The organism is Streptomyces chisholmiae (assembly GCF_031845445.1).
GTDB lineage: Bacteria > Actinomycetota > Actinomycetes > Streptomycetales > Streptomycetaceae > Streptomyces > Streptomyces chisholmiae.
On record NZ_JAVREO010000004.1, the window covers coordinates 177,570 to 194,440 of the forward strand.

The 16,871-nt window shown below is 73.9% G+C and carries 15 protein-coding genes; 6 read left to right on the forward strand and 9 right to left on the reverse strand.

Annotation, left to right across the window (positions count from 1 at the left end; all coding sequences use genetic code 11):
* Positions 1–35 precede the first annotated feature (35 nt).
* The 3 genes from RM844_RS08220 (at position 36) to dxs (ending at position 4,114) form a co-directional block, all read left to right on the forward strand.
* On the forward strand, positions 36–836 hold the full coding sequence (locus RM844_RS08220) for an ATP-binding cassette domain-containing protein (protein ID WP_311666298.1): 801 nt from the start codon (positions 36–38) through the stop codon (positions 834–836).
* Positions 833–2,062: a sugar ABC transporter permease gene (locus tag RM844_RS08225; RefSeq protein WP_311666299.1), complete on the forward strand. Its 1,230-nt coding sequence runs from the start codon at positions 833–835 to the stop codon at positions 2,060–2,062. Before RM844_RS08220 ends, RM844_RS08225 begins: the two co-directional genes overlap by 4 nt.
* A gap of 138 nt (positions 2,063–2,200) precedes the next feature.
* Positions 2,201–4,114 carry a 1-deoxy-D-xylulose-5-phosphate synthase gene (dxs, locus tag RM844_RS08230; protein ID WP_311666300.1) on the forward strand — a complete coding sequence of 638 codons (1,914 nt, stop codon included), beginning with the start codon at positions 2,201–2,203 and terminating at the stop codon, positions 4,112–4,114.
* Between the two features lie 53 nt (positions 4,115–4,167).
* Here the strand turns inward: dxs and RM844_RS08235 are convergent, their stop codons facing one another.
* The 7 genes from RM844_RS08235 to RM844_RS08265 all read right to left on the reverse strand — a co-directional run bounded on the left by RM844_RS08235 (position 4,168) and on the right by RM844_RS08265 (position 11,387).
* Complete coding sequence (locus RM844_RS08235; protein ID WP_311666301.1) at positions 4,168–4,572, reverse strand: VOC family protein; 405 nt, start codon at positions 4,570–4,572, stop codon at positions 4,168–4,170.
* 75 nt (positions 4,573–4,647) lie between these two features.
* The gene (locus RM844_RS08240) at positions 4,648–5,067 is read right to left on the reverse strand and encodes an NYN domain-containing protein (protein WP_311666302.1); all 420 of its coding nucleotides are present in this window, start codon (positions 5,065–5,067) and stop codon (positions 4,648–4,650) included.
* 10 nt (positions 5,068–5,077) lie between these two features.
* Positions 5,078–7,204, reverse strand: coding sequence for a 3-hydroxyacyl-CoA dehydrogenase NAD-binding domain-containing protein (locus RM844_RS08245; RefSeq protein WP_311666303.1), 2,127 nt, complete (start codon positions 7,202–7,204; stop codon positions 5,078–5,080).
* Between the two features lie 46 nt (positions 7,205–7,250).
* Positions 7,251–8,462 (reverse strand): thiolase family protein, encoded by a 1,212-nt coding sequence (locus RM844_RS08250; RefSeq protein WP_311666572.1) that lies wholly within the window; start codon positions 8,460–8,462, stop codon positions 7,251–7,253.
* 126 nt (positions 8,463–8,588) lie between these two features.
* Positions 8,589–9,848 (reverse strand): HRDC domain-containing protein, encoded by a 1,260-nt coding sequence (locus tag RM844_RS08255; protein WP_311666304.1) that lies wholly within the window; start codon positions 9,846–9,848, stop codon positions 8,589–8,591.
* A 96-nt stretch (positions 9,849–9,944) separates the two neighbouring features.
* The gene (locus RM844_RS08260; protein WP_311666305.1) at positions 9,945–10,604 is read right to left on the reverse strand and encodes a response regulator transcription factor; all 660 of its coding nucleotides are present in this window, start codon (positions 10,602–10,604) and stop codon (positions 9,945–9,947) included.
* Positions 10,605–10,796: 192 nt separating this feature from the next.
* Positions 10,797–11,387, reverse strand: coding sequence for a DUF3000 domain-containing protein (locus RM844_RS08265; protein ID WP_311666306.1), 591 nt, complete (start codon positions 11,385–11,387; stop codon positions 10,797–10,799).
* 157 nt (positions 11,388–11,544) lie between these two features.
* Here RM844_RS08265 and hemE point away from each other — a divergent pair, with 157 nt between their 5' ends.
* Positions 11,545–12,552: a uroporphyrinogen decarboxylase gene (gene hemE, locus RM844_RS08270; protein WP_311666307.1), complete on the forward strand. Its 1,008-nt coding sequence runs from the start codon at positions 11,545–11,547 to the stop codon at positions 12,550–12,552.
* 58 nt (positions 12,553–12,610) lie between these two features.
* Here the strand turns inward: hemE and RM844_RS08275 are convergent, their stop codons facing one another.
* Positions 12,611–13,636 carry a DUF4349 domain-containing protein gene (locus tag RM844_RS08275; protein ID WP_311666308.1) on the reverse strand — a complete coding sequence of 342 codons (1,026 nt, stop codon included), beginning with the start codon at positions 13,634–13,636 and terminating at the stop codon, positions 12,611–12,613.
* Between the two features lie 150 nt (positions 13,637–13,786).
* On the opposite strand from RM844_RS08275, the gene hemG reads away from it, so the two are divergent.
* Positions 13,787–15,190 (forward strand): protoporphyrinogen oxidase, encoded by a 1,404-nt coding sequence (hemG, locus tag RM844_RS08280; RefSeq protein ID WP_311666309.1) that lies wholly within the window; start codon positions 13,787–13,789, stop codon positions 15,188–15,190.
* Between the two features lie 5 nt (positions 15,191–15,195).
* Positions 15,196–15,906 (forward strand): hydrogen peroxide-dependent heme synthase, encoded by a 711-nt coding sequence (gene hemQ, locus RM844_RS08285; protein ID WP_311666310.1) that lies wholly within the window; start codon positions 15,196–15,198, stop codon positions 15,904–15,906.
* Positions 15,907–15,934: 28 nt separating this feature from the next.
* Here the strand turns inward: hemQ and RM844_RS08290 are convergent, their stop codons facing one another.
* Complete coding sequence (locus RM844_RS08290; RefSeq protein WP_311666311.1) at positions 15,935–16,855, reverse strand: TIGR04222 domain-containing membrane protein; 921 nt, start codon at positions 16,853–16,855, stop codon at positions 15,935–15,937.
* Positions 16,856–16,871: the final 16 nt, after the last annotated feature.

Consider the following 16,871-nt stretch of genomic DNA (forward strand, 5'->3'; position numbering starts at 1 on the left):
TCCGGCCCTCGCCGCGCAAGGAGCTGAGCCCACGCATGACCGCAAGCCCCGTACTGGCGTTGCACGGCGTCTCCAAGCGGTTCGGCGCCGTCCAGGCGCTGACCGACGTCGACCTGGAGATCCGCGCCGGTGAAGTGACCGCCCTGGTGGGCGACAACGGAGCCGGAAAATCGACCCTCATCAAGACCATCGCCGGCGTCCACCCGATCGACTCGGGCGCCATCACCTGGAAGGGGCGGGAGGTCCGGATCGCCAAGCCCCACGACGCCCAGGAGCTCGGCATCGCCACCGTCTACCAGGACCTCGCGCTCTGCGACAACCTCGACGTGGTCGCCAACCTCTTCCTCGGCCGGGAGCTGCGCACCGCGCACGTCCTGGACCAGGTCGCCATGGAGCGCGCGTCCCGCGAACTGCTGGACACCCTCTCCATCCGCATCCCCAGCGTCCGGATCCCGGTCGCCTCGCTCTCCGGCGGCCAGCGGCAGGTGGTCGCCATCGCCCGCGCCCTGGTCGGTTCCCCCGAGGTGGTGATCCTCGACGAGCCGACCGCCGCGCTCGGCGTGGAGCAGACCGCGCAGGTGCTCGACCTGGTCGAGCGGCTCCGGGACCGGGGCCTGGGCGTCATCCTGATCAGCCACAACGTCGCCGACGTCCGGGCCGTGGCGGACCAGGTCGCGGTGCTGCGGCTGGGCCGCAACAACGGCGTCTTCCCGGCCGCCGACACCAGCGGCGAGCAGATCATCGCCGCCATCACCGGAGCCACCGACAACGCGGTCACCCGCCGCAGCCGCCGCCGGGACGCCGGCACCGAGCGGACCGGGGAGGAAACCGAATGAGCGAGAAACTCGCGCCCGACCCCCGCCTCCTGGTGCGGGAGCGCGGCCTGGCCGGCTACCTGGAGGACTTCCGGCGCCGGATCACCGGCGGCGAGCTGGGCTCCATCCCGGTGATCATCGGCATGGTCATCATCGCCGTCGTCTTCGAGTCGCAGACCGGGACCTTCCTCTCCCCGCGCAACCTCAGCAACATAGCGGTCTACATCGCCGGCCCCGGCATCATGGCGGTCGGGATCGTGCTGGTGCTGCTGCTCGGCGAGATCGACCTCTCGGTCGGCTCCATGGCCGGCCTGTCCGCCGCGCTCTGGGCTGTCCTCTCGGTCAGCCACGGGGTCAACGACCTGCTGGCCATCTTCCTGGCCATCGCGGCCGGCGCCGCCGTCGGCACCCTGCACGGCTTCTTCTTCGCCAAGATCGGGGTGCCCGCCTTCGTGGTCACCCTGGCAGGATTCCTCGGCTGGAGCGGCCTGCAGATCTGGGTGATGGGGGACGAGGGCACCATCAACATCCCCCGCGACAGCCTGGTGCGGGACTTCAACAACTTCTACTTCTCCGACATCGCCGCCGCCTACGGCCTGGCCGCGGTCCTGAGCCTGGGCTACCTGGCGGCGCTGCTCGTCCAGGAGCGACGGCGCGGCGCGGCCGGCCTGCCCACCCGGCCGGTCGGCGAGATCGTGCTGCGCGTCGCGCTGGTCGCGGTCGCGGCCTTCGTCGCCGCCTACACCCTCAACCAGCACCGGGGGCTGCCGCTGGCGCTGGTGATCTTCCTGGCGGTGCTGCTGCTGGTCGACTTCGTAGTCCGCCGTACCACCTACGGGCGGCAGATCTTCGCGGTCGGCGGCAACGCGGAGGCCGCCCGCCGGGCCGGCATCAACGTGGAGCGGGTCCGGCTGACCGTCTTCACCATCGCCAGCGCGCTGGCCGCGCTGGGCGGGCTCTTCTACGCCGCCCAGGCCGGCGGCGCCTCCAAGAGCCTGGGCTCGGGCAACCTGCTGATGAACGTGATCGCCGCCGCGGTCATCGGCGGCACCAGCCTCTTCGGCGGCCGGGGCTGGGTGTGGTCCGCCCTGCTGGGCACCCTGGTCATCCAGTCCATCACCACCGGGCTCAACCTGATGGGCATGGCCAGCGAGATCCAGTACATGATCACCGGGGCGGTGCTGCTGGTCGCGGTGGTCCTCGACTCGGTCTCCCGCAGAACCCAACGCACCGCCGGTCGAACATAGTTGCCCACCGGTCGAGGGCCAGGTCACCCGGGTCGTTACCGGCTCGGGTGACCTATCTCGCATTCTGAGACCACGGTGGGGTGAAGCGGAGCACTAGAATCTCCGGATGGTGGGAGTGCCCCGAAACGAGGAGGAACGGTGCCGCTGCTGACCGGTATCTCGGGACCGCGTGATCTGGACCAGCTCACCCCGGAACAGCTCGTCGAGCTGGCCGGCGAGATCCGCGCCTTCCTGATCGACGCGGTGGCCCAGACCGGCGGACACCTCGGGCCCAACCTCGGTGTCGTCGAGCTGACCATCGCCCTGCACCGGGTCTTCCACTCCCCGGCCGACCGCATCCTCTGGGACACCGGCCACCAGAGCTACGTGCACAAGCTGCTGACTGGCCGCCAGGACTTCTCCGGCCTGCGTACCAGGGAGGGCCTCTCCGGCTATCCTTCGCGCGCCGAGTCCGAGCACGACGTCATCGAGAACAGCCACGCCTCCACCGTGCTCGGCTGGGCGGACGGCCTGGCCAAGGCCAACCAGCTGCGCGGCCTCGACCACCAGGTGGTCGCGGTCACCGGGGACGGCGCGCTCACCGGCGGCATGGCCTGGGAGGCGCTGAACAACATCGCCGGCGCCAAGGACCGCCCCCTGGTGATCGTGGTCAACGACAACGAGCGCTCCTACGCGCCCACCATCGGCGGCCTCGCCAACCACCTGGCGACCCTGCGCACCACCGAGGGCTACGAGCGCTGGCTGGAGCGCGGCAAGCAGATGCTCAACCGCACCCCGGTCGTGGGCCGCCCGCTCTACGGCACGCTGCACGGCGCCAAGAAGGGGCTGAAGGACGTCATCGCCCCGCAGGGCATGTTCGAGGACCTCGGCATCAAGTACGTCGGCCCGATCGACGGCCACGACATCCAGGCCCTGGAGTCCGCGCTCCAGCGCGCCAAGCGCTTCGGCGGCCCGGTCATCGTGCACTGCCTCACCGAGAAGGGCCGCGGCTACCAGCCGGCCAGGGACGACCAGGCCGACCAGTTCCACGCTGTCGGCGTCATCCACCCGGACACCGGCCTGCCGGTCTCCGCCTCCGGCGCCGACTGGACCTCCGTCTTCGGCGACGAGATCGTCCGGCTCGGCCGGGAGCGGCCCGACCTGGTCGCCATCACCGCCGCCATGCTGCGCCCCGTCGGCCTCCAGCGGTTCGCCGAGGAGTTCCCCGACCGGGTCTTCGACGTCGGCATCGCCGAGCAGCACGGCGCGGTCTCCGCCGCCGGCCTGGCCACCGGCGGGCTGCACCCGGTCTTCGCGGTCTACGCCACCTTCCTCAACCGGGCCTTCGACCAGCTGCTGATGGACGTGGCGCTGCACCGCTGCGGCGTCACCTTCGTGCTGGACCGGGCCGGGATCACCGGCCCCGACGGCGCCTCGCACCACGGCATGTGGGACATGTCGATCCTTCAGGTGGTGCCCGGCCTGCGGCTGGCCGCGCCCCGCGACGCCGACCAGCTGCGCGCCCAGCTGCGGGAGGCCGTCGAGGTCAAGGACGCCCCCACCGTGCTCCGCTACTCCAAGGGCAAGGTCGCCGCCCCCGTCCCCGCGGTCGGCCGGATCGGCGGCATGGACGTGCTGCGGGCCGCCGACAGCGACCGGCCCGACGTGCTGCTGGTCTCCGTCGGCGCGCTGGCGCCGGTCTGCCTGGAGGTCGCCGAGCTGCTGGACCGGCACGGCATCAGCACCACCGTGGTCGACCCCCGGTGGGTCAAGCCCGTCGACCCGGCGCTGCCCGGGCTCGCCGCCGAGCACCGCCTGGTGGTCACCGTCGAGGACAACAGCCGTGCCGGCGGCGTCGGTTCGGCGATCGCGCAGGCGCTGCGGGACGCCGACGTCGAGGTCCCGCTGCGGGACTTCGGCATCCCCGAGCGCTTCCTCGACCACGGCAGCCGGGCCGAGGTGCTGGCCGAGGCCGGCCTCACCGGGCCGGCCATCGCCCGGCAGGTCACCGGCTTCGTAGCTCGTCTGTCCGGCCGGCTCGACCCGGCGGAGGCCGGCCTCGGCACCGACTGACGGCGCCGGCCGCCCCTCCCCGGTCAGCGGTCCCCCGCGCACGGACGGCCCGGTCAGCCCTGCAGGGCGGCCGGGTCCATCCAGGTCAGCTCCCAGTGGTGGCCGTCCAGGTCGTAGAAGCTGCGTCCGTACATCGGGCCCTCCTCCATCGGCTCGCCGGCTGAGGTGCCCCCGGCGGCCAGCGCCCGGTCCGCCAACTCGTCCACACCCTCCCGGCTGTCCACGCTCAACGCGATCAGCACCTCCTGGTGGGTGTCGGTGTCGGCGATCCTCTTCTTGGTGAAGGTTTTGAAGAAGTCCTCGACCAGCAGCATCGCGAAGATGGTGTCGCTGATCACCAGACAGGCCGCGTTCTCGTCGCTGAACTGCGGGTTGAACGAGTAACCCAGCTCGGTGAAGAACTTCCTGGACCGCTCCAGGTCCTTCACCGGCAGGTTCACGAAGATCATGGTGGACATGGCGTCTCCCTCTGGGCATGGCCCCGCTCCCCGCGGTGGCGTGTCACCAGAAGAGACCGGGGGCCGTACCGAAACTCATCGCTCCGCCGGAGGAATTTCCGCGAGCAGTTGCCGCGGCCCGCGCACCTCGGCGCCCAGCGCCAGCACCCGCTCCCGCAGCCCCCGGTCGGCGGTCACCACCAGACACCTGCGGCCGGCGCCCGCCGCCCGCACCAGCTCCACCACCTGGTCGTCGCCGCTGCCCGGCGCCGAGACCACCCGCACCCCGGGCACCGGGGCCACCCCGCGGGCCGCGCCCTCCACCACCAGCACCAGCTCCTCGGGGCCCGCCCGGCCGGCCAGCCGGTCCCGCAGCCGCTCCGCCGCGCCCCGCCGGTCCCGCCACCAGCCGTCCGGCACCGAGCCCACCACGTTGGCGCCGTCCACCAACAGCAGCGGCGCCCGACCCGGATCAACCGGGCCGGACGCCGCGCCTTCCGTCTGTCCGTCCGTCACCTCACGGACCCTACTCCGGCACGCTCGCCACGCCGGGCGCCAACAGCCGCCGCCCCAGCACCCGCTGGGAGACCCCGGCCCGGTCCAGGTACGGCGTGATGCCGCCCAGGTGGAACGGCCAGCCGGCGCCGGTCAGCAGGCACAGGTCGATGTCCTGCGCCTCGGCGACCACGCCCTCGTCCAGCATCAGGCCGATCTCCTCGGCGATGGCGTCCAGCGCCCTGGCCCGGACCTGCTCCTCGCCGAGCACCCGGTCGCCGACCTGGAACAGCGCCGCGACCTCCGGGTCCAGCTCCGGCTTGCCCGACTGGTGGTCGTAGAAGGTGCGCCGGCCGGCGGCCACCACCCGGCCCAGGTTCTCCGAGACGCCGAACCGCTCCGGGAACGCCGCGTGCAGGGTGCCCGTGACGTGGTGTGCCACCGCCGGGCCCACCAGCTCCAGCAGCACGATCGGGGACATCGGCAGGCCCAGCGGCGCCAGCGCGCCGTCCGCCACCTCGACCGGGGTGCCCTCGTCGATGGACGCCAGCACCTCGCCCATGAACCGGGTGAGGATGCGGTTGACCACGAACGCCGGCGCGTCCTTGACCAGCACCGCCGACTTCCGCAGCTGCTTGGCCACGGCGAACGCGGTGGCCAGCGAGGCGTCGTCGGTGCGCTCGGCGCGGACGATCTCCAGCAGCGGCAGCACGGCGACCGGGTTGAAGAAGTGGAAGCCGACCACCCGCTCCGGGTGGTTCAGCCGGGAGGCCATCTCCGTGACCGAGAGGGAGGAGGTGTTGGTGGCCAGGACGGCGTGCTCCGGGACCACCGCCTCCAGCTCGGCGAAGACCTCCTGCTTGACGCCCATGTCCTCGAAGACGGCCTCGATCACGAAGTCCGCGTCCGCGAAGGCCGCCGCCTTGTCCAGGGCACCCGTCACGTTCGCCTTGAGGCGGTTGACCTGGTCCTGGTTGAGTCGGCCCTTGAGCAGCAGCATGTCCAGCTGCTCGTGCACCCAGCCGACGCCCTTGTCGACCCGCTCCTGGTCGACGTCGGTGAGCACCACCGGCACCTGGAGCCGGCGCGCGAAGAGCAGCGCCAGCTGGGAGGCCATCAGCCCGGCGCCGACGATCCCGACCTTGGTCACCGGCCGGGCCAGCGCCTTGTCCGGGGCGCCCACCGGGCGCTTGGCCCGGCGCTGCACCAGGTTGAACGCGTAGAGCCCGCTGCGCAGCTCCTCGCCCATGATGAGGTCGGCCAGCGCCTCGTCCTCGGCCGCGAAGCCGGCCGACAGGTCGCCGTCGCGGACCTGGGCGATGATGTCCAGGGCCCGGTACGCGGCCGGGGCCGCGCCGTGCACCTTCTCGTCGGCGAACTGCCGGCCCCTGGCCACCGCCTGGTCCCACGCCTCGCCGCGGTCCGGCTCCTGCCGGGCCACCGCCAGCTCGCCGCGCAGCACCGAGGCGGTCCAGCGCAGCGACTGCTCCAGGAAGTCGGCCGCCTCGAACAGCGCGTCCGCGATGCCCAGTTCGTAGACCTTCGGGCCGGACAGCATGCGGTTCTGGTTGAGCGCGTTCTCCACGATCACCGTCACCGCGCGGTCCGCGCCGATCAGGTTCGGCAGCAGCGTGCAGCCGCCCCAGCCCGGCACCAGGCCCAGGAAGACCTCGGGCAGCCCGAAGGCGCCGATGGACTCCGAGACCGTGCGGTAGGTGCAGTGCAGCCCCACCTCGACGCCGCCCCCGAGGGCCGCGCCGTTGTAGTAGGCGAAGCTCGGCACGGCCAGGTCCGCCAGCCGGCGGAAGATCGCGTGGCCGCCGACGCCGATGCCCAGCGCCTGCCCGCGCTCCGCGATCACCTCGACGCCCTTGAGGTCGGCCCCGACGGCGAAGACGAAGGGCTTGCCGGTGATCCCGACGCCCACGATCTCGCCGGCGTCCGCCTCGGCGGCGACCTGGTCGATGGCCGCGTCCAGGTTGGCCAGCGACCGCGGGCCGAACGTGGTCGGCTTCTTGTGGTCGAAGCCGTTGTCCAGGGTGATCAACGCGAACCGGCCCGCGCCCTGCGGCAGGTCCAGATGGCGCACCAGCGCCTGCGTGACCACCTCGTCGGGGAAGCCGTCGGCCGCTCCCCGCAGCTGCTCAGCGGTACTCACTGTGACTCCTTCGCCTCGTCGCTCGACCGGTGTACCGCGGGCTGCCTCACTTGCCCTCCCAGTGCGGGTTCTCCCAGATGACCGTGCCGCCCATGCCGAAGCCGACGCACATGGTGGTCAGCCCGTAGCGGACCTGCGGCTGGTCCTCGAACTGCCGGGCCAGCTGGGTCATCAGCCGCACCCCGGAGGAGGCCAGCGGGTGGCCGAAGGCGATCGCCCCGCCGTACTGGTTGACCCGGGGGTCGTCGTCCGCGATGCCGTAGTGGTCCAGCAGGGCCAGGACCTGCACGGCGAAGGCCTCGTTCACCTCGAAGAGGCCGATGTCGCCGATCGAGAGACCGGCCTTGGCCAGCGCCTTCTCGGTCGCCGGGATCGGGCCGAAGCCCATCACCTCGGGCTCGACGCCGGCGAAGGCGAAGGAGACCAGCCGCATCCGCACCGGGAGCCCCAGCTCGTCCGCGACGTCCTCGCCGGCCAGCAGCGAGGCGGTGGCGCCGTCGTTCAGCCCGGCCGCGTTCCCCGCGGTGACCCGGCCGTGCGGGCGGAACGGGGTCTTCAGCCCGGCCAGGCCCGCCAGGGTGGTGCCCGGGCGCATCGGCTCGTCCGCCGTGGCCAGGCCCCAGCCCAGCTCGCCCTCGCCCTCGGTGCGGCGCACCGAGACCGGGACCAGGTCCCGCTGGATCTTGCCGTCCGCGTACGCCTTGGCTGCCTTCTCCTGGCTGCGCACCGCGTACTCGTCGGCCCGGGCCCGACTCAGCTGCGGGAAGCGGTCGTGCAGGTTCTCCGCCGTCATGCCCATGAAGAGCGCGGACTCGTCCACCAGCTTCTCGGAGACGAACCGGGGGTTGGGGTCGACGGCCTCACCCATCGGGTGCCGGCCCATGTGCTCCACGCCGCCGGCGACCGCGATGTCGCTGGCGCCGAAGGCGATGGCGCCCGCGCTGGTGGTCACCGCCGTCATCGCGCCGGCGCACATCCGGTCGATCGAGTAGCCGGGGACGCTGGCCGGCAGCCCGGACAGCAGCGCCGCCGTGCGGCCCAGGGTCAGCCCCTGGTCCCCGATCTGGGTGGTGGCGGCCACCGCCACGTCGTCCACCCGCTCCGGGGGCAGCTGCGGATTGCGTCGCAGCAGCTCCCGGATGCACTTGACGACGAGGTCGTCGGCCCGGGTCTCGTGGTAGATCCCCTTGGGACCCGCCTTGCCGAAGGGGGTACGGACGCCGTCAACGAACACGACGTCCCTAGCGGTACGCGGCACGATGGCCTCTCTCTCCACGCCGAGACACTGAGATCGGAACCCATGCTACTTGTGGGTAACCGGCTGGCAAGCGCCGGCCGCCGCAGCGGGCGGAGATCACCACCGGCGCGCGCCCCGCGTCCCGGGTCAGGAGGCGTCCAGCGCCTTCGCCAGCAGCCCCGCGGTCTGCCCGATCTGCCACTCCCTGGCACCCAGCGCGCGCAGCGCGGCGCCCACCGCCGCCGGCGAGTGCTCGGCCGGCGGCTCCCAGCACAGCCGGCGCACCAGCTCCGGGGTCAGCAGGTTCTCCTGGGGCATCCGCAGCTCCTCGGCGTGCGCCGTGACCGCGCTCCGCGCCGCCGTCAGCCGGGCGGCGGCGACCGGGTCCCGCTCCGCCCAGGCGCGCGGCGGCGGCGGCCCCTGCGGGGGCTGCGCGGTCTGCGGCAGCTCCTCCTCCGGCAGCTCCCTGGCCCGGTCGATCGCCGTCTGCCACTGCTGCAGCTGCCGGCGGTTGGTCCGGTGCCCGAAGCCGGGCAGCGCGGCCAGCGCCCGGCTGTCCCGCGGCATGGCCTGGGCCGCGGCGACGATCGCCGCGTCGGAGAGCACCTTGCCCGGCGACAGGTCCCGCCGTCTGGCCGTCTCGTCCCGGGTCAGCCACAGCTCCCTGACCACGCCCAACTGGCGGCGCCTGCGCACCTTGTGCACGCCGGAGGTGCGGCGCCACGGGTCCTTGCGGGGCGGCGGCGGGGGAGCGGCGGCGATGGCGGCGAACTCCTCCAGCGCCCACTCCAGCTTGCCCTGGTGCCGCAGCTCCTCCTCCAGGGCGTCCCTGAGGTCCACCAGCAGCTCGACGTCCAGGGCCGCGTAGCGCAGCCAGGGCTCGGGCAGCGGCCGGGTGGACCAGTCGACGGCGGAGTGTCCCTTCTCCAGGCTGTAGCCGAGCACCGTCTCGACCATCACGCCGAGCCCGACCCGGGCGAACCCGGCCAGCCGGCCGGCCAGTTCGGTGTCGAAGAGCCGGTCCGGACGCATGCCTATGTCCCGCAGGCAGGGCAGGTCCTGGGTGGCCGCGTGCAGCACCCACTCGGCGTCGCTGATGGCCGCGTCCAGCCCGCTCAGATCGGGGCAGGCGACCGGGTCGATCAGGGCGGTACCGGCGCCGGCCCGGCGCAGCTGCACCAGGTAGGCGCGCTGGCCGTAGCGGTATCCGGAGGCCCGCTCGGCGTCCACGGCGACCGGCCCCGAGCCGGCGGCCAGGTCGGCGACGACGGCGGCGAGCGCGGCCTCGTCGGCGATCACCGGGGGAACACCCTCCCGGGGCGTGAGCAGCGGAACCGGCGCGGGACCCGCGTCCTCGGGGGAGGGAGGTTCAGACGTTGACTCGGTGATCTGTTGGGCGTCGCTCACCTGTCAAGGGTAACTGTGTGCTCATGGAGCACAACGTCTCTTCCGCGCTCCCGGCGCACGCCGGACGGAGGGCGTGCGCCGGGAGCGGACGGGATCTCAGTGGATGATGCCGGTGCGCAGGGCCACCGCGACCATGCCGGCGCGGTCCCCGGTGCCCAGCTTGCGGGCGATCCGGGCCAGGTGGCTCTTGACGGTCAGCGCGGACAGGCCCATCGAGACGCCGATGGCCTTGTTCGACTGGCCCTCCGCCACCAGCCGCAGCACCTCGACCTCGCGGCCGGACAACTCGCGGAAGCCGCCCTGGTGGGCTGGGGCCCCCGGCTGCCGGCGGTGCATCCGCGCCGCGGCGCCGATGTGCGCGGCGCCGTGCCGGCTGGGCGGGCCGAGGTTGTTGCGGGTACCGGTGACGACGTAGCCCTTGACGCCACCGGCGAGGGCGTTGCGCACCGCGCCGATGTCGTCGGCGGCGGAGAGCGCCAGACCGTTGGGCCAGCCGGCGGCCCGGGTCTCGGAGAGGAGGGTCAGGCCCGAACCGTCGGGCAGGTGGACGTCGGCAACGCAGATGTCGCGCGGATTGGCGACTCTGGGACGGGCCTCCGCGATGGACGACGCCTCGATCACGTCCCTGACCCCGAGAGCCCACAGGTGGCGGGTCACGGTGGAACGGACTCGGGGGTCGGCCACGACGACCATGGCCGTCGGCTTGTTGGGGCGGTAGGCGACCAGGCTTGCGGGGTGCTCAAGAAGAACAGACACCGGGCCTCCCGGAGGGTGGGCTGGGGAAGGAACCGACTCCTGCCAGGAGGAGTCGGGGCGATCCGGATGGAAGGGTCACAGACCTCTTCGGCAGGATGCTCCGGGGCCTTTAGGGAATGATCACGAACCGGTGATTCCGCGGCGTCACCCTGACCGCCGGCGGGGCGCCGGCCGCCCCCGCCCGGGCGCGGCTCAGCCGGGGCGGGGGCCGCGACGCCGGGGCAGCGCCGTCACCGGCGTGCCGCTGGACTCCGGCGGCAGGCCGGCGCACTGCGCCAACAGCCCGCACCAGGCCAGTAGATGGGCGCCGACGTCGGCCGGTTCGGCCGGCGTCCAGGAGGCCCGCAGCTCCAGCTCGGCGCGGCCGGGACGCTGCGCCAGCCCGCCGAAGAACGCCGAGTCGGCCCGGGTCACCGTCCCGCTCGGCACGTCCCTGGGCAACGCCCTGGCCTGCAACGCCTCGGTCAGCCAGGACCAGGCCACCTCCGGCAGCAGCGGGTCGGCCGCCACGTCCGGCTCCAGGTCGGCCCTGGTCAGGGTGACCACCCGGAAGTCGCCGCCCCAGCTCTCCTCGCCCGCCGGATCGTGCAGCAGTACGAACCGGCCGTCCGCCAGCTCCTCGCCGCCCGCGCTCACCGCGGCGCCCAGCGCGTGCGCGTACGGGGCGAGCCGGCGGGGCGGCGGCAGCGGGGAGAGGGTCACCTCCGGCCGCGGCCGTGCCGCGTCGAGCGCGGCCACCGCCTGCTGGAACGCGGACGGTGCCCCACCCCCGGGGTCGCTCATGTGCCGTGACTCCTCCGCCGTGCGAGTGCGAGACGCTGCCATGGCCGGTAACCCTAGGCGGCGAAGCGGTGCGCCGCCGGTAGCCACACCCGGGGGTGCGGGCCCAACCGAGTGCCGTGGGAGACTTCTTTTCGTGACTGTTACCGACTCTGCGTTTATGAAGGCGTGCCGCCGTGAGCCGGTGCCGCACACCCCCGTCTGGTTCATGCGGCAGGCCGGCCGTTCGCTCCCCGAGTACCGCAAGGCGCGCGAGGGCATCGCGATGCTCGACGCCTGCGCCCGGCCGGAGTTGGTCACCGAGATCACGTTGCAGCCGGTGCGCCGGCACGGGGTGGACGCCGCGGTCTACTTCAGCGACATCGTGGTCCCGCTGAAGGCGATCGGCATCGACCTGGACATCAAGCCGGGGGTCGGCCCGGTCGTCGCCGAGCCCATCCGCAGCCGGGCCGATCTGGACCGGCTGCGCCCGCTCACCCCGGAGGACGTCTCCTTCGTGACCGAGGCGGTGCGGCTGACCACGGCCGAGCTGGGGGACACCCCGCTGGTCGGCTTCGCCGGCGCCCCGTTCACCCTCGCCAGCTACCTGGTGGAGGGCGGGCCCTCGCGCAACCACGAGCACACCAAGGCGCTGATGTACGGCGACCCGGGGCTGTGGGCCGAGCTGCTGGACCGGCTGGCCGGGATCACCTCGACCTTCCTCTCGGTGCAGATCGAGGCCGGCGCCTCGGCGGTGCAGCTCTTCGACTCCTGGGTGGGCGCGCTGGCCCCTGCCGACTACCGGCGTTCGGTGCTGCCGGCCTCCAAGCGGGTCTTCGACGCGGTGGCGCACCACGGGGTGCCGCGGGTCCACTTCGGCGTGGGCACCGGCGAGTTGCTCGGCCTGCTCGCGGAGGCCGGCGCCGACGTGATCGGCGTGGACTGGCGGGTGCCGCTGGACGAGGCGGCCCGCCGGGTCGGCCCGGGGCTCGCGCTCCAGGGGAACCTCGACCCGGCGGTGCTCTTCGCGCCGACCGCGGCGGTCGAGGAGCAGACCGACCGGGTGCTGGCCGCGGCGAAGGACCTGCCGGGCCACGTGTTCAACCTCGGCCACGGCGTGCTCCCCGACACCGACCCGGACGCGCTGACCCGGCTCACCGCCTACGTCCACGAGCGGACCGCCCGCTGAGGGCCCGTCCGGCGGGTCCGCGCCAGGACCCGCCGGACGGTTCCCCGCGGGTGCGCGTTCAGTCGCCGTCGCCGGCCGGGGCCGGTGCCTGCGCTGGGGGCTGGGTGGGCCGGGGGAGCGGCGGCGGCGTCGTGACGGGCGCCGGGGCGACGACCCCGGAGCGGCGGGGCCGGTCCGGCAGCCGGCGGCGCAGCAGCCGCCAGAGCAGCCAGAGCAGGGCCAGCAGCGCCGCCACCGGCAACGCGGCGCCCACCCCGATGGCGGCCCAGACCAGCACCGTCCAGACGAAGCCCAGGCCGCCGAGGAGCGCGTCCAGCACCGAGGGGCGGTCGTCGTCGTCCGACTCCTCGGGCTCGGGCAGCGGCTGGCCCTCCTCGTGCAGCTGGAGGGTGACGGTGGCCAGCGCGGTCTGCCCGCGCAGTGTCTCCCGCCGGGCCTCAAGCGACTCCAACTCGGCCTGCCGGGTGCTGAGTTCCGACTCCAGCTGGACGATCTCGGCCAGTGAGCCGGCGTCCTCCATCAGCGCCCTGACCCGGGCGATGCTCTCCCGCTGGGTCGCCAGCCGGCTGTCCAGGTCGACGATCTCGTCCCCGACGTCCTCGGTGGTCAGCTCGCGCGCGGTCAGCTCGCCGAGCTCGGGGAGCGCGGCGAGCAGCTCCGGGTACGCCTCGCTCGGTACCCGCAGGGTCAGCGTGGAGGACCGGGTGCCGGCCTCGCCGCCGCTGGTCGTCTCGTGGCTGACGTAGCCGCCGGTCGTCTGGGCCAGCCGCACCGCCTCCGCGTAGGCGTCCGGCACCGCGTCCACGGTCAGCGTCAGGGTGGCGGACTGGATCAGCTGGCCGGGGTCGGGCACCTCGGCGACCGCCGCCGGCTCCCCGGTGTCCTCGGCCTCCGCCTGCTCGCCGCCCGCCTCGGGGGCGGCGGACTCCACACCCCGCTCCCAGTCGGCCGCGGCCTCGCTCGACCCCGCCCCCTCGTCCGTGTCGCCCGAGCTGGTGCAGCCGGCGAGCAGCACCGCGCCGGTCAGCGCCGCGGTCAGGACGGGCCAGCGCCGTCGTCGTTCCTCGGCCGTGCGTTCGCGCATGGTCGAACCTCTCTCCACCCCCGTGGCGTCCGCGGGTCGCGACGCCCATCGGTCACCACTTGGACGAAGTCGGTCCGTTCCCGGATGTCCCCGAACCGTTCCGATCAGGTCACGCGGAGGACTCGTTGGGCCGTCTGCCAGAGTGGACCCATGCATGTGATCGTCGTCGGCGGTGGGATCTCCGGACTCACCGCGGCTCATCGACTGCTCGCCGCCGGCCTCCGGGTCACCCTCCTGGAGTCGGACCGACGGCTGGGCGGCAAACTCCGCACCGGGCAGGTCGCCGGCCTCCAGGTGGATCTGGGCGCCGAGTCGCTGCTGGCCAGACGCCCGGAGGCGATCGACCTCGCGAAGGCCGTCGGCCTGGGGGACGCGCTGCGCCCCCCCGTCGTGACCACCGCGGCGATCTGGACCAGAGACGCCCTGCGGCCGATGCCCTCGGGCCACGTGATGGGCGTCCCGGACAGCGCGGCGGCGCTGGCCGGCGTGCTCTCGGACAGCGGGCTGGCGCGGATCGCCAGGGACGCCGAACTGCCGCCGCTGCGGGTGCCGGAGGACATCGGGATCGGCCGGCTGGTCGCCGACCGGATGGGCACCGAGGTGGTGGACCGCCTGGTGGACCCGCTGCTCGGCGGGGTCTACGCCGGTGACGCCTACCGGATCTCGCTGCGCGCCGCCGTGCCCCGGCTCTACGAGGCGGTGCGGCGGCACGACTCGCTGCTGGCCGCCGTCCGCTCGCTGCGCGCCGAGACCTCGCCGGCCGTCGCCAACTCGCCGGTCTTCACCGGCATCGAGGGCGGCGTGGGCACGCTGGCCGCCGCCGTCGCCGAGGACGTCGCCGGGCGCGGCGCCGTGCTGGAGACCGGCGTCGCGGTCACCGGGCTGCGCCGGACCGCGCGCGGCTGGGCCGCGGCGCTGGACGACGGCCGCTCGCTGGTCGCCGACGGGGTGCTGCTGGCCGTCCCGGCGCCGGCCGCCGCCCGGCTGCTGGCGGCCGAGGCGCCGGCCGCGGCGGGGGAGTTGGCGGCGGTCGAGTACGCCTCGATGGCGCTGGTCACGCTCGCCTTCCGCCGTGCGGAGCTGGCCAGGCTGCCGCGCGGCAGTGGCTTCCTGGTGCCGGCGGTGGACGGCCGCACCATCAAGGCGGCGACGTTCAGCAGCGGCAAGTGGGACTGGGTGGCGGCGGCCGACCCCGGCCTGTTCGTGCTGCGCGTCTCCGTCGGCCGGTTCGGCGAGGAGGCCGCGCTGGAGTGGGACGACGCCGACCTGGTGCGGGTGGCGCTGGACGACCTGGGCCAGGCGGTCGGCCTGCGGGCCACCCCGGTGGACCGGGTGGTGACCCGCTGGCGGCAGGGGCTCCCGCAGTACACCGTCGGCCACGACTCCCGGATCACCCGGGTCCGCGGCTACCTGGCGCAGCTGCCCGGGCTCGGTCTGTGCGGCGCGGCCTACGACGGGGTGGGAGTGCCGGCCTGTATCGCCGGCGCCGAGCGCGCGGCGGCCGCGCTGCTGCGCACCCTGCCGGCCGGACCACGGGGCGAGGCGGGAGAATAGCCGACATGACGAACGCACCCGAGAAGCCCACCGGCAAGCGCGCCAAGGAACTGAACGAGACCATCCGCTACACCCTGTGGTCGGTGTTCCGGCTGCGGGACCTGCTGCCCGAGGACCGGGCGGGGCTCGCGGACGAGGTGGACACGTTGTTCGAGCAGCTGGCCGCGAAGGACGTGGTGGTCCGGGGCACCTACGACGTCTCCGGGCTGCGGGCCGACGCCGACGTGCTGGTCTGGTGGCACGCCGCCACCTCGGAGCAGCTCCAGGAGGCGTACAACCTCTTCCGGCGCACCGGGCTCGGCCGGCGGCTGGAGCCGGTCTGGTCGAACATGGCGTTGCACCGGCCGGCCGAGTTCAACAAGTCGCACATCCCGGCTTTCCTGGCGGACGAGTCCCCGCGCGAGCACGTCTGCGTCTACCCGTTCGTCCGCTCCTACGAGTGGTACCTGCTGCCGGACGAGGAGCGCCGGGCGATGCTGGCCGAGCACGGCAAGATGGCCCGCGGGTACCCGGACGTGCGGGCCAACACCGTCTCCTCGTTCGCGCTGGGCGACTACGAGTGGGTGCTGGCCTTCGAGGCCGACGAACTGCACCGCATCGTCGACCTGATGCGCCACCTGCGGGCCTCGACGGCCCGCCGGCACGTCCGGGAGGAGATCCCGTTCTACACCGGGCGCCGGCGGTCGGTCGCCGAGCTGGTGGCGGGCCTGGCCTGAGGCCGGGCCCCGGCCGCGGGGGCGGGGGTCAGCCGCCGCCCCCACCACAGCCACCGCCTCCGCCTCCGCCGCCACAACTGCTGCCGCCACCGCAGCCGCCGCCACCACCTCCACCGCTGTCGCCACCGCAGCCGCTACCGCCTCCGCCGCCGCAGCCGGCGGCCCAGGTGGTCTGGCCGCTGGACGTGGCGGCCGCGTGCGCGGTGGACCGCCCGGCCGGCGCCGCCGCCCGGAACTGCTCGGCCAGCGCGGCGTCCAGCGTCCCGACCCCGAACAGGGCCACGGTGCGGGCCATCCCCCGGGCGTTCTTCCGCCGCGCCCGTCGGGCCCGCCGCAGCGCCTTCCGCCCCGGCAGGGGCAGCCGGCCACGGGGTGGGGCGCAGGAGAAGGAGACGAACAGCGCGAGCACGCTCAGCTTGGGGCCGACGAACACCTCGACGCCGGCGGTCTCCGAGGCCATCAGGGCGGTGACCGCGAACGGCAGCCAGAGGAGACCGAGCACGGCCACGGTCCGGGTCAGGTACGTGCTCCTGACCCAGGCCCGCAGCTCCCGGGGCAGGTAGAGCAACCCCCGCCCGGCCAGCGTGTGTCCCACCTCCTGGAGCGCGGGTGAGGTGATCAGGGCGGCCCGCACCTCGGTCAGCGGGGTGACCCAGGCGTCGCCGCAGGCGGCCAGCGCCGCCCGCTCCAGTTCGTCGTCGGCGACCGGCCGCACCACCTGGACCTGTCCGTCGGTGAGGTAGATCCGCTCCTTCTCCAGCAGGCCGCAGAGCACGGTGTCGGCGGCTCGGCCGGCGCCACCGGCCAGGAAGGCCAGCTCGGCGGTGCTCCGGACCGCCGGGCTGCCCTTCCGCGCCGGCCGGGGCAGCGCCCGGGCGCCCCAGAACAGCATCAGTCCCAGGCAGAGCAGGGCCAGCACGCCGTGGCTCAGGCTGAGGATCTGCCACATCTCGATCTCCTTCCTC